The 21,029-nt window shown below is 41.4% G+C and carries 16 protein-coding genes; 4 read left to right on the top strand and 12 right to left on the bottom strand.

Annotation, left to right across the window (positions count from 1 at the left end):
- Positions 1–39 precede the first annotated feature (39 nt).
- The 3 genes from SNE25_RS00110 to SNE25_RS00120 all read right to left on the bottom strand — a co-directional run bounded on the left by SNE25_RS00110 (position 40) and on the right by SNE25_RS00120 (position 7,425).
- Complete coding sequence (locus SNE25_RS00110) at positions 40–2,469, bottom strand: ABC transporter permease (protein WP_321563055.1); 2,430 nt, start codon at positions 2,467–2,469, stop codon at positions 40–42.
- A gap of 64 nt (positions 2,470–2,533) precedes the next feature.
- Positions 2,534–4,933: an ABC transporter permease gene (locus tag SNE25_RS00115; protein ID WP_321563056.1), complete on the bottom strand. Its 2,400-nt coding sequence runs from the start codon at positions 4,931–4,933 to the stop codon at positions 2,534–2,536.
- Between the two features lie 59 nt (positions 4,934–4,992).
- Positions 4,993–7,425 carry an ABC transporter permease gene (locus tag SNE25_RS00120; RefSeq protein ID WP_321563057.1) on the bottom strand — a complete coding sequence of 811 codons (2,433 nt, stop codon included), beginning with the start codon at positions 7,423–7,425 and terminating at the stop codon, positions 4,993–4,995.
- A 308-nt stretch (positions 7,426–7,733) separates the two neighbouring features.
- Here SNE25_RS00120 and SNE25_RS00125 point away from each other — a divergent pair, with 308 nt between their 5' ends.
- Positions 7,734–10,232, top strand: a complete 2,499-nt coding sequence (locus SNE25_RS00125; RefSeq protein WP_321563058.1) for a M1 family metallopeptidase — start codon at positions 7,734–7,736, stop codon at positions 10,230–10,232.
- Positions 10,233–10,416: 184 nt separating this feature from the next.
- On the opposite strand, the gene pyrH is transcribed toward SNE25_RS00125, so the two are convergent.
- The 6 genes from pyrH to rplM all read right to left on the bottom strand — a co-directional run bounded on the left by pyrH (position 10,417) and on the right by rplM (position 15,286).
- Positions 10,417–11,121, bottom strand: coding sequence for a UMP kinase (gene pyrH / locus SNE25_RS00130; protein WP_321563059.1), 705 nt, complete (start codon positions 11,119–11,121; stop codon positions 10,417–10,419).
- Between the two features lie 126 nt (positions 11,122–11,247).
- Positions 11,248–12,369, bottom strand: a complete 1,122-nt coding sequence (gene nagA / locus SNE25_RS00135; RefSeq protein WP_321563060.1) for an N-acetylglucosamine-6-phosphate deacetylase — start codon at positions 12,367–12,369, stop codon at positions 11,248–11,250.
- Positions 12,370–12,548: 179 nt separating this feature from the next.
- The gene (gene tsf, locus SNE25_RS00140) at positions 12,549–13,400 is read right to left on the bottom strand and encodes a translation elongation factor Ts (protein ID WP_321563061.1); all 852 of its coding nucleotides are present in this window, start codon (positions 13,398–13,400) and stop codon (positions 12,549–12,551) included.
- A 157-nt stretch (positions 13,401–13,557) separates the two neighbouring features.
- Complete coding sequence (rpsB, locus tag SNE25_RS00145; RefSeq protein WP_321563062.1) at positions 13,558–14,418, bottom strand: 30S ribosomal protein S2; 861 nt, start codon at positions 14,416–14,418, stop codon at positions 13,558–13,560.
- An 18-nt stretch (positions 14,419–14,436) separates the two neighbouring features.
- Entirely contained in the window at positions 14,437–14,823 is a 387-nt protein-coding gene (gene rpsI, locus SNE25_RS00150) for a 30S ribosomal protein S9 (RefSeq protein WP_321563063.1), read from the bottom strand.
- 25 nt (positions 14,824–14,848) lie between these two features.
- Positions 14,849–15,286 (bottom strand): 50S ribosomal protein L13, encoded by a 438-nt coding sequence (gene rplM / locus SNE25_RS00155; protein WP_321563064.1) that lies wholly within the window; start codon positions 15,284–15,286, stop codon positions 14,849–14,851.
- Positions 15,287–15,579: 293 nt separating this feature from the next.
- Between rplM and SNE25_RS00160 the strand changes: the two genes are divergently transcribed.
- Both SNE25_RS00160 and SNE25_RS00165 read left to right on the top strand, forming a co-directional pair.
- Complete coding sequence (locus SNE25_RS00160) at positions 15,580–16,866, top strand: BamA/TamA family outer membrane protein (RefSeq protein WP_321563065.1); 1,287 nt, start codon at positions 15,580–15,582, stop codon at positions 16,864–16,866.
- A 91-nt stretch (positions 16,867–16,957) separates the two neighbouring features.
- Positions 16,958–17,641 (top strand): PAS domain-containing protein, encoded by a 684-nt coding sequence (locus SNE25_RS00165; protein ID WP_321563066.1) that lies wholly within the window; start codon positions 16,958–16,960, stop codon positions 17,639–17,641.
- Between the two features lie 58 nt (positions 17,642–17,699).
- Here the strand turns inward: SNE25_RS00165 and SNE25_RS00170 are convergent, their stop codons facing one another.
- Positions 17,700–18,110, bottom strand: a complete 411-nt coding sequence (locus tag SNE25_RS00170; RefSeq protein WP_321563067.1) for an SPW repeat domain-containing protein — start codon at positions 18,108–18,110, stop codon at positions 17,700–17,702.
- Between the two features lie 308 nt (positions 18,111–18,418).
- On the opposite strand from SNE25_RS00170, the gene SNE25_RS00175 reads away from it, so the two are divergent.
- Positions 18,419–18,553 (top strand): hypothetical protein, encoded by a 135-nt coding sequence (locus SNE25_RS00175; RefSeq protein ID WP_321563068.1) that lies wholly within the window; start codon positions 18,419–18,421, stop codon positions 18,551–18,553.
- 91 nt (positions 18,554–18,644) lie between these two features.
- Here the strand turns inward: SNE25_RS00175 and SNE25_RS00180 are convergent, their stop codons facing one another.
- Positions 18,645–20,606, bottom strand: a complete 1,962-nt coding sequence (locus tag SNE25_RS00180; RefSeq protein WP_321563069.1) for a TonB family protein — start codon at positions 20,604–20,606, stop codon at positions 18,645–18,647.
- A gap of 2 nt (positions 20,607–20,608) precedes the next feature.
- Positions 20,609–20,980: a BlaI/MecI/CopY family transcriptional regulator gene (locus tag SNE25_RS00185; RefSeq protein WP_310096478.1), complete on the bottom strand. Its 372-nt coding sequence runs from the start codon at positions 20,978–20,980 to the stop codon at positions 20,609–20,611.
- Positions 20,981–21,029 lie beyond the last annotated feature (49 nt).

Here is a 21,029-nt window from a genome sequence, read left to right on the forward strand (position 1 = left end):
ATAATACCTTTTGCCTTTGACCTTTATCCATTCACCTCTTTACTCCGTTTTCAAGCTTTTCACAGGGTTCATCAACGCTGCTTTAATGGCCTGGAAACTTACGGTTACCAGGGCAATAACAATGGCCAGTACACCCGCCAGGGCAAACATCCACCAGCTTATATTTATACGGTAAACAAATGCCTGCAGCCATTTACTTGCGGCCCACCAGGCAAATGGAGTTGCAATTACTATGGATACCATAACCAGCTTTAAAAAATCTTTTGATAAAAGTGCTACTATACCCGATACACTTGCACCAAGCACTTTGCGGATACCTATTTCTTTACTCCGCTGTTCGGCGCTAAACGCTGCCAAACCAAACAAGCCAAGGCATGAGATTAGGATAGCGATCAGCGTAAATGAATTAATGATCTGCGATAAAGTGATTTCCGATTCATATTGTTTTTGCACCTCGCTATCCAGAAACGAATATTCAAAAGGTGCGTCTGGGATATCTTTGTGCCATACGGCTTCCATTTTTGACAGCAGGCCCTTATAGTTTTTACTATCGGTAGATACAATAATGGTGTTCAATTCATCTTGTTGACCGTCATAAACCAGCATAAAGGGGTTTACTTCACTATGCAAGGAGTTGTAGTTAAAATCTTTCATCACACCTGCTACCTCAACAAAGGTGACCGGATTTGGCTCGTATTTGGTGTACAGCCTTGTCCCCGGGGCGGTTTGCGGGTTTAAACCCAAACGTTTGGCAAGAGTTTCATTGATAAGTACCCGTGTTGAGTCGTGTTGCCTGAGATCGCGGCCGCTGATCACTTTTATACCATTGGCTTTTACAAAGTTTTCATCAACGTTTATATTTTGCGCGTCGATAGCCGTGGCCATATTACCGCCGGCCAGGTAAACCCCATGATCATGCGGCACAAACTGGCCCAAATAATTATCGGCGTTACTAACCGCTTTTACCCCAGCCAGTTGTTTCAGGTCGTTGGTAAATGCGGGCATTTGCCGCTGGGTAGTACTGGTATAAAAATTAAATATCAGTTTTTGGCTCTGGTCAAACCCGAGGTCTTTATTTTTAATATAATTAAGCTGACTGTAAATTACAATAATGCCGGTTACCAGCACAATTGATAATACAAACTGAACCACTACTAATGATTTACGGATGCCACCTGCCGAAATATGATTGTTAAAATTACCTTTCATCACTTTTACCGCTTTAAAAGCCGAAAGGTAAAATGCCGGATAGCTACCAGCAACCAAGCCGGTAACAACAACCAGGCTCAGCAACATTATCCATAAGCGATAGTTTGTAAAAAAGGATAGTTGTATATCTGAATGGGTTATCTGGTTTAGGTATGGCATTAATAAGATCAATAACGGCAGCGCTATAGCCACCCCAATAAGGGCAAGTAAAAACGATTCGCCCAGAAATTGTCTTATCAAATCGCTCTGGCCTGCGCCTATCACTTTTCGTACGCCCACTTCCTTGGCGCGTTTGGATGCGCGCGCGGTTGATAGGTTCATGAAATTGATGCAGGCTATAACTTGTATCATTACCGCGATGAGTATTAGTATGTACAGGAACGACGGATCAAGTGTTTTGGTAAATTCATGTTCAAAGCCCGGCGTTGTATGTATGGTTGTAACCGGCTGCAGGTGCAGTACTTTTTTCATGCCTATCTCCTTTAGTTGCTGTGCGCCATACTTGTTTAAAAGGTCGGGCAGTTTTTTTTCAAGCGCGGCTGCACTGGCACCCGGCTTCAGTTTGATATATGCAAACAGAAAATTATTACCCGCCCAGGTGGTGTTCTGGCGAACGAATCCGCCCAATCCCCCGCTATTCATGGCCATAAACATATTGGCGTGGATATGTGTTTTACCTAGGCTTTCATCAATTACCCCGGTCACTTTAAAATCATGCTTGCCAAATGAGTTGTCGATAGATATCATTTTACCTATCGGGTCTTCAGTACCAAAAAGCTTGTCAGCAACGGGTTTAAAAAGTACAAGTGAATATGGTTCGGTTAATACTTTTGACGCATTCCCTCCAACAAAATGATAGTTGAACATATCAAAAAAGGTAGAGTCGACATAAGCAGCATCGTGCTCATAAAATGATTTCTCCTTATAGCGCAGCAAATGCTGTTTAGCGCCAAAGCCATCTGTCGGCACTACCCGCGTAAATTGCTGCACCTCTGCAAAATCATTTTTCATGGCCGGTGTAATGGGCGGCGAGCTTGTACTGCTATGGTGCTTATCGCCCGTTAATTCCAGGTCTGTTGTAATGCGATAAATGTTGTCAACCTGTTTATGATGCTTGTCATAATTGTACTGTTCCTGCACATATAACAAAATATACAGGCAGCACAACGTACCCATTGCCAGGCCAAATATGTTTATAAAACTAAAGGTTTTGTTCTTTAACAAAAATCTCCAGGCGGTTTTTAAATAACTTTTAATCATACAATTAGTTCATTGGTTCCATTGTTCATTGGTCTTTGGCTTTTCATCTTTATCCTTTCACCTCTCACTCCATTTTTAAGCTTTTTACCGGGTTCATTAGGGCGGCTTTTATACTTTGATAGCTAACCGTAAGCAGGGTAATTAAAATAGCACCGAAGCCGGTTAATACAAATATCCACCAGGTTATGCCTGCATGGTACGCGTACCCTTGCAGCCACTGGTGCATGATGTAATAAGCAACTGGTGTTGCTATTAACAGTGAAATGATAACCAGCCCAACAAAATCTTTTGAAAGTAAACGCCACAGGTTAAATATCGATGCGCCTAATACTTTGCGTATGCCAATTTCTTTGATGCGCTGTTCGGCCATGAAGGTAGCCATCCCAAATAAACCTAAACAACTGATAAATATGGCGAGGCCCGAAAAACAGCTGGCCAGTTTTCCAATACGCTCTTCGTTATCAAATTTTTTGGCATAGTCATCGTCAACAAATTGATAGCTAAATGGGGTTGCGGGGTCGTACTTTTTAAATATTGTGCTGATCTTGCTTATGGCATCATGAGTGCTTACCAGCGGGTTTATTTTTATGTTGATATTACTCAAATTTGTCCAGAAGCGCGGCAAAAAGAAAATAGTTGGCTGAGGGGCAGCATATACCGACTGATTGACCATATCTTTTACTACACCAATAATTTTAAACTTATTGTCGTTCCATACCATAGTTTCACCAACCGGGTGTTTCAGCCCCATAAATTTGGCCGCGGTTTCGTTGATAATAAATGTTAAAGAATCTGATAAGAAAGCAGGGTTAAAATCCCGTCCCGCGGTAATTTTCCAGTCGAAGGTTTTCCCAAAGTCAGACGTTACGGCCATGGTAGTAAATTGTTCCTGTACGCCAGGGTCTTTACCCGGCCAGGTAAGGCCGCCATTAGATATATATATTTGAGTGATCCGGCTTTCAGATTCGGATACATTTTTTACAACTCCGCTGGCAAGTAAATCATTTTTAAGGGCCTGGTATTGTTTATTAATATCATCGGTTTGCAGATTCACATTTAACATGTTATCGCGGCTGAAGCCTGCCGGGCGGTTTTTTGCAAACTGGATTTGCTGGAAAACCACGACCGTGCCGATTATCAGTATTACTGATACGGTAAACTGAACTACCACCAATACCTTACGTGGGATGGCTGCCAAATGGCCAACCTTGAATGTCCCTTTTAATACTTTTACGGGGCGAAATGATGATAAGTACAATGCCGGATAGCTGCCTGCAATGAGCCCGGTAAATAAACTAAAGATGATACCCAGTGCCCAGAATACAGGGTTACCCCATAAAATAACTATTTTTTTACCCGCAAGCTCGTTAAACGCAGGCAGGCATAACAAAACCAGCAACAATGATAAAACTAAAGCAGCAACAGCTATTAAAAGAGATTCAGTGTAAAACTGAGCGATCAGCTGGCTGCGAACGGAACCGATAGCTTTGCGAATGCCCACTTCCCGGGCCCGTTTTTCGGACCGGGCTGTGCTCAGGTTCATGAAATTGATGCAGGCCAACAGCAACACAAAAACGCCGATTATGCCAAACATCCATACGTACTGGATATGGCCTCCGGTATTTACGCCATTTTTAAACTCGCCGTACAGGTACCAGCGGTTCATGGGGTGCAAAAAAAGCGCCGACCGGTAGCGTGCATCGCTATTGTGCAGGCTTACGAGCGCGTTCAGTTTCAGGTTTTTGATTTTAGCCGAAACCTGGTTCATGTCGGCATTATCAGCAATTTGTACAAATGTCTGGAACCAGCTGGCTCCCCAGGGATTATTGAACCTGGTGGCGTAATGTTCGCTTGTTGCCAGCATTTGAAATGGGGCGATGAAAGCAAGATCGCCAAAAGATGAATTTTGCGGCAGGTCCTGGTAAATGCCGGTTACCTTGGCTTCAAGCTTCTTATCAATCCTTATAACATTGTTTATCGGGTCGGCATTACCAAAAACCGCCTTAGCGGCCGACTGAGAAAGTAGTATAGATGTAGGGTCATTTAAACTACCGGCATTGCCCTTTAGTATTTTTAAAGAAAGCATGTCGGTTACCGCAGGCTCCATATAGTTGCCTTTTTGGGTTACTGTTTTATTGTTATAGGTTAAAAGATGGTCGTTTGTCCACGATGTTATAATAACATGTTTAAAAAGGTTTCCGTAGCTATTTCTAAGGGCAGGTGCCAGTGGCAAAGCTGATCCGCCAGATGTTTCCACTTCATTATTCACCCATCCGTTATCCATTACTTTAGCGATGCGATCTTTATTTTTGAAGCCTGAATCATAGGATACCTCATCCCAAATCCATAAACCAATAAACATGGCCACTGCCATACCAACAGCCAGGCCGCCGATATTAATTAAAGAAGAAGCCTTATTTTTTATAAGGTTTCTCCACCCGATTTTCAGATAGTTTTTGATCATGACAATTAGTTCATTAGTTCAATTGTTCATTGGTCTTTGACCTTTATCCTTTCACCTCATTACTCCGACTTTAAACTCGTTACCGGGTTTGTTAACGCGGCTTTTATACTTTGGTAACTAACCGTTACAAGGGCTATTAATATGGCAACTATCCCGGCAAGGGCAAACATCCACCAGCTAATGGGCGTGCGGTATGTAAAATCCTGCAGCCACTTGGTCATGGCCCACCATGCAATTGGCGATGCTATGATAATAGCCAGGAAAACCAGCTTTAAAAAATTCATAGACAACAGCGTGGTTATATTACTAACAGTTGCTCCCAGCACCTTACGGATGCCTATTTCCTTGCGCCTTTGCTCGGCCATGAAAGCAGCCAAGGCGAACAGGCCCAAACAGGCAATAACAATGGCCAGTATGGCAAATGTGGTAAATATGCGCCCCATGCGCTGTACATCGGCATACATGCTGGCAAAGCGCTCATCCATAAAGGTATAGCGAATGGGTTGGTTGGGCGCAAAGTTTTTCCACGTTGAGCTGATCTGAGCCATCGTATTTTTCACATCACCGGCCTTTATTTTTACCGACACGATAGAATTGTTGTTAGCCAAATGCATTACCAGGGGATCTATCCCATCTCTGAGCGACTCGAAATTAAAATCCTGCACTACACCTATTATTAACCTTGTAGTACCGTAATGACTAATACGTTTACCTACCGGGTTTTTGAGATTAAGCTTTTTAGCTAAAGTTTGATTGATAATAACCGCCTGTGAATCGGTTTTAAGCGCAGGATTGAAATTGCGGCCCGCCACTATTTTCATCCCGAAAGTTTTGATATAATCTTCATCTACATCCCAAAACTGGCTACCGGTACCGGCCTCAGTTTTTTCCTTACCTTCGTTATGAAATTCGTTACCGTTTCGCTTGGTACCCGATACCGGCAGAAAATCGCTGATGGATACACTTTGTACCGACGATAATTTTAGCAGTTCATTTTTAAAGCTTTTTACCTCATTATCTAAAGTACTGGTGCCCTGTATCATTACCACCTGATCTTTTTCAAATCCTACTTTTTTATTGAGGATAAATTGCATCTGGTTATAAATAACAACCGTGCTGATGATCAGGATAATAGATGTAGTGAACTGGAAAACAACTAATCCGTTGCGCAATACTGAGCTCTTACTGCCTATGCTTAGTTTGCCTTTTAATACTTCGGCAGGTTTAAAACCTGAAAGATAAAATGCGGGATAGATGCCAGCAACCACCCCAATTAAGACTGCCGATATGAGTACAGCTGGTATAAACCACCACTGTAACCATGGCATGGTAAGCGTTTTTGATGCCAAAACATTGAAATAAGGGAGCAATACAGTAGCCAATATTAACCCCAATACAAAGGAGAAAAAACTATAAATTAATGATTCGGTCAGGAACTGGCTGATCAGCCCGCTGCGCTGTGAACCCACCACCTTGCGCAAACCAACTTCTTTTGCCCGATTGGCAGATTTTGCTGTTGACAGGTTAATGAAATTGATACAGGCTATAAGTAAAATAAAGCAAGCTACCGCGCCAAATAACCATATAAACCGGATATCGCCATGCTGCATGCCGTCATGTATATCATACGAATGCAGGTTGATATCCTTAACATTCTGCAAGTACATTTTTAGCGCATCTGCAATTCTTGCCGCGTTTTTATCCCCGTTCTTTTGCATACTCGGGATAAAATAATTGTTGATTATATCATCATTTATCTTTTTCCCGAGTGCAGCAACATTAACTCCCGGCTTCAACAACAAATAAACACTATAGTTGGCTGCCCCCCAGGTTGTTTGTTCGTCATCCCAAAATTTAACCCCTGTAAGCGTTAATAAAAAATCATAATTAAGGTGCGTGGTTTTTGATAAATCCTGCATTACGCCGCCAATTTTATATGGCTTGGTTTTATCGTTATTAAGGTACATTACTTTGCCAACAGGATTTTGTCCGGGGAAATATTTATCGGCCTTACTTTTTGATATCACCATGGTAAGGGGCTCAGCAAGTGCATGTGCCCTGTCGCCATACACCATGCGTAGCTTCAATATGTCAAGCAACGATTGATCGGCGTAAGCGAAGCCCTCTTCATGTGTATTTTCCACGTTTTCGGCACGCCTTAACTCGTTGCTGCCGGCCCCCCAAAACAGCGAGTTAGGCATCAGTCTGCCAAACTTCTCAACTTCAGGAAAATCAGCTTTAACAGTGCGGCCCATTACAGCTGGCCAATCAACCCCCTTTCCGTCAAATCCATCAACATGATATGCACCAACAACCCTATATATGCGATTGCCATCCGGATAACTCTTATCAAAGCTCAGTTCATTTCGAATGTAGAGCGCAATAAGTAAACAGGCCGCTATACTAAACGCAAAACCACCAATTTTAATAGCAGCGTACATTTTTTGTTTGCGCAGTTGCCTAAGGGCTATTTTTAAATAATTTTTGATCATGCTGATATAATTTAAGGACCGGACGCCTGATTTTATTTTTAATTGTTGATTTATATCCTATGGTTACTGAGAACATGCCACAGCACACAAAGAATAAAATATGTGCCACTCATTCAATTAACTAATTATCAACAAGTTAAATATTTAATTTTACCACTACTGTACGAAACCGAACAGCTGGTGTTCGCTTTTACGCTGTTTCATAGCTCAATAAATCGCGCATGCAGTAACATACAGCGTTGTTAAACGTCATAGGAAGATTAAGGGGCATACTTTTTTAGTTTGCCCTCAAAGTATTAATATTGTATATGACTGATTTCAAAAAAATTTCAACGCTCCTGTTATCATGTGCGTTAACGGCAGCTTTTACCCCATCCCGCGCCCAGGAGGCGCCTAAGCCAGATGATCCGGCATTAAAAATTTACCGTGCAGTGCCTACCAAGGTGAACGACCTGGTGCATACCAAACTCGATGTTCGTTTTGATTACAAAAAGCGCTATCTGTATGGTAAAGAATGGGTTACATTAAAGCCTCATTTTTATCCTACAGATAGTTTAAGGCTTGATGCCAAAGGCATGGACCTTAAAAATATATCGGTTGTAAAAAACGGTAAAAATATTCCGCTTAAATTCACTTATGAGGATAGCCTTTCGGTTGCCATTAAGCTCGATAAAGTTTATCGCAACAACGAAAGCTATACCATTTACATTGATTATACGGCCAAACCTAACGAGCTAAAACAAAAAGGCAGCGCTGCCATTAATGATGCAAAAGGTTTATATTTTATAAACCCAGACGGCACCGAAAAAGATAAACCTACGCAAATATGGACACAGGGCGAAACCGAAAGCGCGTCGGCCTGGTTCCTTACCATTGATAAGCCAAGTCAAAAAACTACTGATGAAATCAGTATGACGGTACCTGCAAAGTATGTTACCTTATCAAACGGCAGACTTGCCTTGCAAAAAACCAATACCGACGGTACCCGCACCGATACCTGGAAAATGGAATTGCCGCACTCACCATACCTGTTTATGATGGCCGTTGGTGATTTTAAAATTTATAAAGACAAATGGCGCAATAAAGAGGTAAACTACTACCTGGAACCAAAATACGCTCCTTATGCCAAAGAAATTTTTGGCTTTACCCCGGAGGTAATTGAGTTTTATTCCAAAACTCTGGGTGTTGATTATCCATGGAACAAATATTCACAAATTGTAGTGCGCGATTATGTGAGCGGCGCTATGGAGAATACCACGGCTACACTGCATGGCGAGTATGTACAGGCCACGCACCGCGAGCTGATTGACGCTTATTATAATAACGGCCGCAGCACCATTGTTCACGAGCTGTTTCACCAGTGGTTTGGTGATTATGTAACCGCCGAAAGCTGGAGCAACCTTACCGTAAATGAATCATTCGCCAATTTTAGCGAAACCATTTGGGCCGAACATAAATACGGCAAAGATGTCGCAGACGAACATAACCATGATGATATGCTGACCTATTTAAGATCGGCAGATGGTAAGACTAAAAACCTTGTGCGTTTCTATTACGCTGATAAAGAAGATGTTTTTGACGCGGTTACTTATCAAAAGGGTGGTCGTATTTTAAATATGCTGCGCAACTATTTGGGCGATGCTGCATTTTTTAAAGGCCTGAATATTTACCTTAAAACAAATGCATTTAAAAATGGTGAGGCCCAGCAATTACGCCTGGCGTTTGAAGAAGCCAGCGGGCTCGATCTTAACTGGTATTTTAACCAATGGTATTATGGAGCAGGTCACCCGGCATTAAACATCAGCTATAAATGGGACGATGCCACCAAAACCCAAACAGTTTACCTGCAGCAAACCCAGGATGGCCAAACCTTTAAACTGCCTATGGCCATTGATATCTATGCCGGTGGTAAAAAGGAGCGCCATAAAGTTTGGATGAATGATAAAGCCGATACCCTGACCTTCCATGTAGCAAGCAAACCCGACCTGGTAAACGTTGATGGCGACAAGATATTACTTGCTAAGAAAACCGACAATAAAACAATTGATGAGTTTTCGTACCAGTACTTTAATGCACCGTTGTATATGGACAGGTATGAAGCCATTGAAGCGGCAGCAGCCAATCAAAAAGAAAAACCAAATCAAAAAATTATAATTGCGGCTTTAAAAGATAAATATTATGGCTTGCGTATTAAGGCCATTAAAGCCCTAAACCTTACCAATGATGATGTGCGCAATGCTGCACTACCTGTATTAACCTCGCTTGCCAAAACCGACGATAATACACTGGCACGGGCAGCAGCAATTATTGCTTTGGGCAAATTAAAAATGGCGGGCAATTTAACCCTGTTCAAAGAATCATTAAACAGCCAATCATATGCTGTACAGGGAGCCGCTTTAACCGGCATTGGTTTGTTGGACCCGGCACAAGCACTGCCTTTGGCTAAGGGTTTTGAAAAAGACAATAAAGGTGCTTTAACTACTGCTATATTTGGTTTGTATGCTGCCAATGGCGGTAACGATCAGTGGCCTTATGTTTATGACACTTTTACCAATGCTACACTGCAAAATAAATTTAACAGCGTAAGGGCTTTGGCAGAAATGACCGGCCGCGTTGAAAAACCTGAATACGCGCAACAAGGTATCGCACAGCTAAAGGAATTCGGTGTTAAATATAAAATGTATGGTGCCGATCAGTTTGTAACCCAGCAAATGCTTGATATTAAAGCCAAACGTACCCAGATGAATGATACCGCATCGGCAAATGCTGCTGATGATGTTATCAAAGCTATGGCCGTGGCCAAGTAGTTAATTGCACTTATAACGTAGAAATCTCAAATCTTATCTGTCATTCTGAGCGTAGCGAAGAATCTGTTAAACGCCATACATATTTGTGAATAGATTCTTCGCTGCGCTCAGAATGACAAGATGTATAAAAAAAGAAAACCCTGATATTATCGGATATCAGGGTTTCTTTGTATAAGTCTTATCCTTAGTGTACCAGCGTTCCGATAGGTTCACCTTGTGCAATTTTCATAAAATTGCCCGATTCATTCATATCAAATACAATGATAGGCAGTTTATTTTCACGGCAAAGTGTTATAGCGGTCATGTCCATTACGTTCAATCCCTGATCATATACCTCCTGGAATGATATTTCATCATAACGGGTAGCTGATGGGTCTTTTTCCGGATCGGCAGTATAAATACCATCAACACGGGTGCCTTTCAATACTACATCGGCTTTAATTTCAATAGCACGCAGGGAAGCGGCTGTGTCTGTAGTAAAATAAGGGTTACCGGTACCAGCGCCAAATATCACAATTTTACCAACCTCTAAATGGTGCATGGCACGACGACGGATGTAAGGCTCGCAGATCTGTTCCATTTTTATGGCCGATTGCAGGCGTGTTTCAACACCAATACTTTCCAGCGCGTTTTGGAGGGCCATACAGTTAATTACGGTGGCCAGCATTCCCATATAATCGGCCTGGGCACGTTCCATACCCGATTTTTCGGCACTTAAGCCCCTGAAAATATTACCGCCACCAACTACAATCGCAATTTCAATACCTGCATCATATACATTTTTAATATCATGAGCATATTGCAAAACCTGGTTATTATCAATACCATATTGTCTGGTGCCCATGAGCGATTCGCCCGAAAGTTTTAGTAAGATTCTTTTGTACTTCATCTGGTGTGATTTGTTTTTAATAGAAATAGATGGAACTCGCTTGCGTGTGTATCATGAATTGATAAAGCTCTGTTCATATCAGGAGTAGTTCGCCAAAAATAATTAATTAAAGCCAGTGTTAAAATTTTATCTTGTCTTTGTTAAAAAATCACCTTTTAAAATGGTGTTTTTTACTTCAAAATCAGCATCAAAAATGATCATATCGGCGTCAAAGCCTTTTTCGATTTTACCTTTTTTGGTTTGCTTTGCCAGCTCAGCTGGGTATAATGATGCCATGTTTACTGCCTCGGCGAGTTCAATACCAACCTTCTTTACACAATTTTCAACGGCCTTAAGCATGGTTAAACATGAACCCGACAGGGTGCCGTCGGGCATGGTATATCGGTCGCCACGCAGCTCGTGCTGGTAAGCGCCTTCTTTTGTTGAGGTAACCGCGTCGGTTATTAAAAACAGCTTATCACCCAGTTCGCGTTTTGCCAGCCTTATCATAGCAAAATCAACATGGATACCATCAGCAACAACGCTGGTGTACGGGCGTTCCTCAAAAATTGCAGGAATATAGCCAGGCTCGCGATGGTGCATCTGCGGCATAGCGTTGTATAAGTGAGTAACTGCCTGTACCGGTTTATTTAAAAAAGATTTCCCTTCGGCATAAGTAGCATTGCTGTGGCCCGATGAAAGGATAATACCCTGGTTGTATAAATAATCAATCACTTCCTGATCCTGTAACTCTGGGGCAATAGTAATCATCCTGATAACACCGTCAGCTCGTTCAATCCAGCTTTTTACTTCGGCAAGTGTAGCTTTTTTAATAAACTTTTCGGGGTGTGCACCTTTTTTAGCCGGATTTAAATATGGCCCTTCCAGGTGCAGGCCCCAAAAAGCGCCCTTACTTTTTGGGCGATAGCTCTTTGCGGCGTCAATTCCGGTTTCAACTATATCATTTGTATTGGTGCCAATGGTGGCAAATACCCCTGTAGTTCCCTGACCAAGCAGGTCGTTTTCCAGTTGCTCCAGCGCTTCAACAGTAGGAGTGCCGGCAAATAGTTTACCGCCGCTGCCATAAATTTGTAGATCGATAAATCCGGGGGCAAGATAAGCTCCCTGAAGATCTGTTTTTTGAGCATCCTGCGGAATGGCATTTTCCGCAATTACATCAATGATCTGGCCGCCTGATATTAAAACGGCTTTACCTTCGGTGATCTGGCCACCTGAAATAAGTTTGAGATTGTGAAGCGCTGTTATCATAGATTGAAATATTTATAACGTCGTTCTGTTGCGTCCTTTCGGGCAAGGTGTCATGCTGAGCCTGTCGAAGCATGGGCGGTCAGGCCTCTATGCGCAATCCTTCGACAAGCTCAGGATGACAAGGCCAAAATATTATTGCAAAAAAAATCCCTTCCGAATTAACGGAAGGGATTAAATATTTAAGCTCCTAAAGCTACTCGCTTAAAGGCTGTTACTGTTAAACCCTTTTCAACAGTGCTCAGGAACTGAGCAACAGATTTTGAAGGATCTTTAACAAACTCCTGGTTTAACAGGGTTGAATCTTTGTAAAATTTGTTCAGTTTACCTTGAGATATTTTTTCAACCATTTCTTCTGGTTTACCTTCTGCACGGATCTGATCTTTTGCAATTTCAAGCTCACGCTCAACTGTAGTAGCATCAACACCGTCTTTATCAACCGCGATAGGGTTCATAGCTGCAATTTGCATAGCTACGTCTTTACCTGCCTCGTCAGCACCGGCTGGGTTAGCATTTAAAGCAACCAATACACCTAAACGGAAGTTACCATGTATATAAGCAATAACTTTGTCGCCTTCAACAACTTCATATTTAGATACACCAATTTTTTCGCCGATTTTTCCGGTTTTATCAATAACAGCCTCACCAATAGTGGTAGTGGTATTATCAGTATCGATAGAAAGAGCGTAAAGCTCTTCGATAGTAGCAGGTTTGTTTTCAACAGCTTTGTTTGCAATTTCGTTTGCGAAAGCAATAAACTCAGCGTTTTTAGCCACGAAATCAGTTTCGCAGTTAAGCTCGATGATTACACCGGTTTTTCCATCAGCAGAAGTGCGCGAAATAACAACACCTTCGTTTGACTCCCTGTCTTGGCGGCTTGCAGCAACTTTAGCACCTTTTTTTCTTAAAAAATCGATAGCTGCTTCAAAATCACCGTTTGTTTCGGTTAATGCTTTTTTGCAATCCATCATACCGGCACCAGTTTGCTGGCGCAATTTGTTAACGTCGGCTGCAGATATTTGTACTGTAGACATGTTTTTTTGAATTTTAAGTTTTGTGTTGTGAGTTGTAAGTTTTGCGCAAAATTAAAGTGCCGTTATAACCTGCAACTATTTTTAATATTAAAACTATGGGCTGTAAGCTGTAATTACAAGAAACCTTATAACCCACAACTTACAACCCACAACTTAATTACTCTTCTGTTTCGGCAGCAGGAGCTTCAGCATCGGTTTCGGCAGCAACGTCTGCTACTTCAGCAGTTTTGCGGGCTCTTTTAGCACCTTCAGCTCTGTCGGCAACTTCAGGAGCATCTGCTTTAGCTTTCGCTACAGCTGCTTCTTTTTCTGCTTCGTCTTCTTTTTCGCGTTTGCGCTCATCTAAACCTTCTTCAATAGCTTTGATGATAATGCTGGTGATCAATGAAATTGATTTGGTCGCATCGTCATTTGCCGGAATAGGGAAGTCGATGTTTGAAGGATCAGAGTTGGTATCAACCATAGCAAATGTAGGGATGTTCAACTTTAAAGCTTCTGAAACCGCGATATGTTCTTTCTTAACGTCGATCAGGAATAATGCTGCAGGTAAACGGTTCAAATCAGAGATACCTCCTAAAAGGGTTTCTAATTTGATACGCTCACGTTGTATCATCAGTCTTTCTTTTTTAGAAAGGTTGCTGTAAGTACCATCTTTAGTCAGTTTATCGATGTTTGACATCTTTTTGATTGACTTACGAACAGTTGCAAAGTTGGTTAACATACCGCCCAACCAACGCTCGGTGATGTAAGGCATGTTTACACTTTTTGCATAATCGGCAACAATATCTTTCGCTTGTTTCTTTGTAGCTACGAATAATACCTTACGGCCTGATTTTACAATTTGTTTGATAGCTGCAGCAGCTTCTTCAACCTTGGTTAAGGTTTTATTTAAATCAATAATGTGGATACCGTTGCGCTCCATGAAAATGTACTGTGACATTTTCGGATCCCATTTGCGGGTAAGGTGACCAAAGTGTACACCTGCATCCAGTAAATCCTGATATGTTGTTCTTGCCATTTTGTTGTCCTCCTTTGATTAACGTTTACTGAATTGGAATCTCTTACGTGCTTTCTTGCGTCCTGGTTTTTTACGCTCAACCATACGGTCATCGCGGGTCATGATACCTTTAGCGCGCAGTGAAGGTTTCTTTTCAGGATCAAGTTCAACAATGGCTTTCGCAATAGCTAAACGAACGGCTTCTGCCTGTCCTTTTACACCACCACCTGCAACATTTACTTTAACATCAAATTTTCCGGTTGAGCCAGAAACCTCAGTGCTCTGAGTAACGATGTATTGTAATGGCAATGTTGGGAAGTACTCTTTGTAATCTTTACCGTTTACGATGATCGCACCATTTCCTTCTGAAAGGTAGATGCGGGCAACGGCTGTTTTTCTTCTGCCTGAAGTGTTAGTTGTTGGCATTTTTTTTCTCCTTTAAAATTAAAAGTTAAATGGTTGTTGGGTTTTGTGCTGCATGAGGATGCTCAGAACCTGCATATACATACAGGTTACCAAATAATGCTTTACCCAAACGATTTTTAGGTAACATACCACGAACGGCTTTTTCAATTACGCGCTCAGGATGTTTCGCCATTAACTCCTTAGGAGAAATGAAACGCTGACCACCTGGATAACCAGTATAAGAAACATATTCTTTTTGGCTGAATTTGTTTCCGGTCAACTTTACCTTGTCTGCATTGATAACTATTACATTATCACCGCAGTCTACGTTCGGGGTGAAATCTGGCTTGGTTTTACCACGGATGATCATTGCGATCTTAGTGGACAAGCGCCCCAAAATCTCGCCTTGTGCGTCAACAACAACCCATTGTTTGTTAACGGTTTTTTTGTTGGCTGAGACAGTTTTGTAACTTAACGTATTCACTTGCTTTAAATTAAATTGTTTAAACGTTTATTATACCCCGCATTTTCGGGACTGCAAAGATACGCTTATTTGAATTATTTACAAATAGTTTTGAGGTTTTTATTAAAGCCGGGCAGCACAAAATTCAAGATGGCATTTCAGATAGGTTCCGGACATTGACCCCGAAGAGCATTTTAAACCATTAGTTAATGATAACTATACCTTCAACATTAAAAAATTACTTTTTTATGACTTTTCATTTTGATGTTGGTGGGATAACATTATATTAGCAATAAGTAATAAATTAAACCTAATTGATCATCCTTATTTGCAGATGCGCGCTTATAACAGGTTTTGTGATATTAAGTGCCTGCAGGTTGTTTGCCCAAACAGAGGCCAACATTGCAGACTCCTTAGCATCGCAAAGGGATGCTAATGGCATTTTGAGTGAGTTCTTCAGCGGTAAAAATACTATCGCAGCTCCGGTTGATATGACAAAAGCAGGCAGCTGGTCGGTATTACCATCCGCAGCCTATAATCCCAGTGTGGGTTTTGCCGTAGGAGCAATTTCATCGGGCGGCAAATATTTTGGCAACCCAGCCAATACAACCCTATCAGTAATTAATGCCGGATTTTATATTTCAACCAACAGGCTTTCAACATTTGAATTAAAGCATAACGCGTTTTCATCGCAAAACAAATGGAACCTGCAGGGCACCATACAAATTGGTAAAACCATAGCAATGGACAACGGCCTTGGCACCGGCCGCCGAAGCTTTGGCGATGGCGAACTGCGTATGAATAACGAGCAGTTTCCAAACAATCCTAACGAATACCCCCTGCGATATGTTTATATCAAAGCAAATGAGCGCATATACCGCAAGCTTGCTGATTACCTGTATGCCGGCGCAGGCCTCAGTTTTAATTTTTACAGCGGCATTGATGATGGACGCAAAGAGGTACCCATAACCGCCACACATAATTTTAGGTATAGTGTTAAAAACGGCTATTCGCCCAGCGCCTACCAGGCTAATGGCGTATTGGTGAATTTTCAGTTCAATAACCGCGACCAGCCAAACCGCCCTTTCAGGGGTATTTACGCCGATGTTATTTTAAAAGAAAATGAAACCTGGCTCGGGAGCGACCGTAAGGCGGTTCAGCTTAAAGTGGAGTTCAGAAAATACTGGAGCCTGTCGTCTACCAATCCCGAAAAAGTATTTGCCATTTGGCACTGGTCAAACTATCTGCTGAGTGGTTCATTACCCTACCTGGAACTACCTGGTACCGGTAGCGACGCTTATGGCCGTATAGGGCGTGCATTTATAATCGGGCGTTTTAAAGGCATGTCATTTGTGTACAATGAGGCCGAATACCGTTTCCCTATTACTGCTAACAAGCTGTTGAGCGGCGTTGCGTTTGCAAATATAGAATCGGCCAACAACCAGCGCGATATTAAGTTGTTTAGATACTGGGAGCCAGGAGCCGGGGTAGGGCTCAGGCTATTATTTAATAAATACACGCGCTCAAACCTGTGTATTGACTATGGTCGGGGCAGTTATGGTTCAAATGGCTTTTTCCTGGGGCTTAATGAGGTATTTTAATTTATTTAATTAACTCAATGCTTTATTGTTTAATTAATAATTTATAAATGGTTTCATTTTTGCAGGGTGATACATATCAACCTCAAATGAAATGCAAATTCCATTAACACCTATTTTACTCGGCAATCTTATAGAAAAGGGCTTTACTTATATGTTGGCCAACATTGAGACCAAGGATAACAGCGACGCTATAACTACCATACTGGTACCTGTAAGAAAAAAGCCCGACCTAAACAACCTGCCCCAGGGTTATACTACCTTTTATAAAATTACAGGCGAACCTATGCAGCTGGCCTGCGGCGCCGAGGAAACCAATCCGTTAGTTGAATATCACACGCTTGACGAAACCATAACCAGTAATGATATTTTTGAAGACAGGTATTTCAGAATGAGTGAAGACTTTTTCAGACAGGTGCTGGACAGTCTGGAAGATTACGCCGTGGTTACAACTGATAAAAACGGAGATATTAACAGCTGGAATACTGGAGCCGAAAAAGTTCTGGGTTATAAAGAAGAAGAAATTATAGGCAGGTGTGCCAAGGTGTTTTTTACGCCGGAGGATATTGCAGCCGGCACCCCGGAAAAAGAGCTAAAAACAGCTTTAACAGATGGACGTGCTATTGATGAACGTTACCATATGCGTAAAGATGGGTCGAGATTTTGGGGCAGTGGTCTTGTTTTTCCGTTATTTGATGAGCAGCACACTCACCGTGGGTATACCAAAATTATGCGGAACCTCCGCGAACGCGAGCAAGCCGAAGAGCAGGTTTTATGAAAAAAGAAAGGGATGTAATATAAACTACATCCCTTTCTTTTATATATCAGAAGTATTTTTATTCTTCAATAATCCCGGCAAGCCCTTTGTCATGATGATGAGGAGCCGGGGTTGAAAATCTTGATCCTTTTGTAAAGGCACCCATTATTACCAATAAACCACCTAAAATAACTTGTGGCCAATAGGTTACGTGAGCATAATCATATATCCATGGTGAGCAAAACAGGAATGAACCACCAAATACATCTAAAAAGAAATGCATCTGCATAGGGAACTGCTTGATAAAACCAAATTGGTGATTGCTGAAAATTGCCATAATAAGCTGAAACCATCCTAAGATCATAGGTAAAAGCAAAGCCGCACCTATTTTATGACCTTCGAAACCAAACAACCATGGCGATGCTATGAGTACAATAGCAACTACATAATTTAAACCTGCATAAAGTGTTGGCGAAATAAAACTTTTCATTTTAAGCGAATTGTATAGTTTATCTGTATAAACGTGTATATATCAAAAAAATTTCCCAAAGTTAAGCATTATACAGGCAGTTTGTCAATTAAATACGTATAATATATATTTAATTCAGCCACCTTTATTATTAATTAAAAGCCTACCTTTAAGTAATTGCTGCAATAATTGGTCAAAGATATAATTTTCAAAAATTAAAGCAATCTTTTCTTCAACAAGCCGGGCTTAAACAATCGCGTCCGCAAACTACTTCACGATAATATCTGCAGCAGGAACATTATTCTGTTACACATTAAAAACATAAAACCATGAGCAAGGACAGACAAGCAATAAAAGAAAAAAAGAAACCTGCTTCAGAAGGCAGCAAAAAAGCACCGTCAGATTATCAATCGGGCAAAAAAGATGGGGTAAAACCGATTAGCGAACCAGGCAAAAAGAAATAGCCACCATCACGGTAAATCCATAAAAAGCCTTTCATAGTTTATGAAAGGCTTTTTATGGATGTTAGTTTAATTGTTTTAGGTTCCGTTGTTTTTATTTTTTGCCTTTTGACTTAATTAATATTACACCATTTCTGCCACTGTTTCCATAAATTGCTGTAGCCGAACTACCTTTTATCACATTTATGCTTTCAATATTGTTCGCATCGAGTAATCCCATATCCACGCGGCGTACCACCTTATCATCTAATAAATACAATGGCTCCGCGCTGGTAAGGCTTCGGCCAAATGCAATTTTAGGGCTTTTATCAATAATTTTATCGGTGTCTTCGGTAATGCTGTGAGTCACCAATATTCGTTCGCTCTTGCCCTTAATAGTCTCCGCGTTTCCTGTACTCTCCTCGGCTGGTTTTCCGGGTTTGTCGTAATTAAGAATAAAGCTGATCGGAACAGAATAATGCACACGTACCGTTCTGCCGTTTTGCACACCTGGTTTCCATTTGGGAGATAGTGAAAGCACACGGAGCGATTCGTCGTCTAAACCGGAACTCAATCCCCGGGTAATTTTCAAATCCGACAGTGAGCCGTCAGCTTCTACAATAAATGTAGCAATAACCCTTCCCTGTATGCCTTTAAGCCTCTCGGCCTGAGGGTATCTTATATTGGTTGCTAAAAATCTGGAAAAAGCTTCCTGGCCTCCTGGAAACTCCGGCACCTGCTCAACAGACGTAAATACCGGCGCTGATTTATTGGTATCGGGTTTGCTTGCCTCGTTGGCTAAACTAAAATTTATGGGTACCGAATACTGAACTCTCACAGCTTTGTTATTAACCTTTCCCGGTTTCCATTTGGGCGACAGTTTAAGCACTCTTATCGACTCTGCATCTATATCGTCACTTATCCCTCTTAAAACCTTAAAGCCCGATAGTGATCCGTCCTTTTCTACAAAAAAAGTTACAATAACCCTTCCCTGCAAGCCTTCATCAAGGGCTTTTTTAGGGTATCTTATGTTTGTACCTAAAAAACGGCCAAATGCATTAAGCCCGCCCGGAAAACCCGGAACTTCATCAACTGATGAAAATACTTTTGAAGGTTTTTCATCCGTGGTAGTAACAACAGCATTGTCGGTTTCTTCCGGCTTATCATTATCATTAAATACATCATTTAATGCCGCAGGCTCTGCCGATATTGTAAACAGTTGGTGCGCTTTGCTATTAATAACGGTAACCGGTTTACTGTTATTTATTGTTGCCGATGATAAAATGAGCATCAGAATAAACAAAGGTGCCGACAGGCCATATTTAATAAGCGAGATGCGCTGTGATTTATTTTTTTGGAGCATCATGATGCGCTGCCTCAACAGACTACGATTAAAAAACGGGTTTACCAACTGGTGTGCCGGTGCGTTAAATGTTTGGCTTAATAACAGCAAAGCATAATCAACTTTGCTGGTGCCTGCTTGCACAGCCTGCCGGTCGGCTATATACTCATGAATATGTTTTATAGCAAAACGGTACAGGTACACTACCGGGTTAAACCAGTTAATAATCATAACCAGCTCGATGAGCATAACATCGGCCGAGTGCCATTGCTGGACGTGCACCTGTTCATGGGCAATAATTACCGGATTAACATCATTCTCCTCGTTGAGCCTGATTTTCTTAAAAAAGGAATAGGCGGTAGATGATTTTGGTTGCCTGATCACTTTTCTTAACCTGATCAGTTGCCACATGAGGCGTATTGATAAAAACAATATGCCTATTCCATATAAAACGGTAAACACCTGTCCTATACTTATTTGTGTGGCTTCAATTGGCTTAAAATGATATATCATTACCGGACTGCTGTAAATAGTATATTTTACCTGCTGGGTAATAAACAGGTTCCGTACCCACTCTACCTGTATAAGCGGAATAAAGAAGGATAGCAATGAGGCCGCTACTAAATAAACCCTATTAAGTTGAAAGAAAGTTTCTTTACGGAGCAGTAAAACATAAAATCCATAAAACAACACCAGGTAAATATTTACCAGTAATAAGTATTGCCACCAGCTCATAATTATTTGTCTTTAAGTTTTTCGATCAGTTTCATAATGGCATCTGCCTCTTTCAGATCTATTTTCTCTTTTTTTACAAAAAAGGACAGCATACGGTTTACTGAGTTATCAAAATAACCGCTAAGCAGTTTATCGGCAGCAAAATTCTGATATTGATCTTTACTTACTACCGGATGGTACTGGTGACTTTTGCCAAATGCCGTATGCCCTACAAATCCCTTTGTTTCCAGTATGCGGATAATGGTTGATACCGTATTATAGGCCGGCTTGGGCTCGGGTAACAAATCAATCACATCTTTTACATACCCTTTTTCAAGTTGCCATAATACCTGCATAATCTGTTCCTCGGCGCGTGTTAGTTCTTTAATTTCCATGGTGCTTGTAAATAAAAATTTTTGATGCATTAACCAATACTGCATCAAA

Origin of the sequence: Mucilaginibacter sabulilitoris (genome assembly GCF_034262375.1) — a bacterium.
Taxonomy (GTDB): Bacteria; Bacteroidota; Bacteroidia; order Sphingobacteriales; family Sphingobacteriaceae; genus Mucilaginibacter; species Mucilaginibacter sabulilitoris.

Bases quoted from the DNA above. Each gene is read 5' to 3' on its own strand.
- SNE25_RS00110 (WP_321563055.1), bottom strand. From the start codon at position 2,469: ATGATTAAAAGTTATTTAAAAACCGCCTGGAGATTTTTGTTAAAGAAC.
- SNE25_RS00115 (WP_321563056.1), bottom strand. From the start codon at position 4,933: ATGATCAAAAACTATCTGAAAATCGGGTGGAGAAACCTTATAAAAAAT.
- SNE25_RS00120 (WP_321563057.1), bottom strand. From the start codon at position 7,425: ATGATCAAAAATTATTTAAAAATAGCCCTTAGGCAACTGCGCAAACAA.
- SNE25_RS00125 (WP_321563058.1), top strand. From the start codon at position 7,734: ATGACTGATTTCAAAAAAATTTCAACGCTCCTGTTATCATGTGCGTTA.
- pyrH (WP_321563059.1), bottom strand. From the start codon at position 11,121: ATGAAGTACAAAAGAATCTTACTAAAACTTTCGGGCGAATCGCTCATG.
- nagA (WP_321563060.1), bottom strand. From the start codon at position 12,369: ATGATAACAGCGCTTCACAATCTCAAACTTATTTCAGGTGGCCAGATC.
- tsf (WP_321563061.1), bottom strand. From the start codon at position 13,400: ATGTCTACAGTACAAATATCTGCAGCCGACGTTAACAAATTGCGCCAG.
- rpsB (WP_321563062.1), bottom strand. From the start codon at position 14,418: ATGGCAAGAACAACATATCAGGATTTACTGGATGCAGGTGTACACTTT.
- rpsI (WP_321563063.1), bottom strand. From the start codon at position 14,823: ATGCCAACAACTAACACTTCAGGCAGAAGAAAAACAGCCGTTGCCCGC.
- SNE25_RS00165 (WP_321563066.1), top strand. From the start codon at position 16,958: ATGCAAATTCCATTAACACCTATTTTACTCGGCAATCTTATAGAAAAG.
- SNE25_RS00170 (WP_321563067.1), bottom strand. From the start codon at position 18,110: ATGAAAAGTTTTATTTCGCCAACACTTTATGCAGGTTTAAATTATGTA.
- SNE25_RS00175 (WP_321563068.1), top strand. From the start codon at position 18,419: ATGAGCAAGGACAGACAAGCAATAAAAGAAAAAAAGAAACCTGCTTCA.
- SNE25_RS00180 (WP_321563069.1), bottom strand. From the start codon at position 20,606: ATGAGCTGGTGGCAATACTTATTACTGGTAAATATTTACCTGGTGTTG.
- SNE25_RS00185 (WP_310096478.1), bottom strand. From the start codon at position 20,980: ATGGAAATTAAAGAACTAACACGCGCCGAGGAACAGATTATGCAGGTA.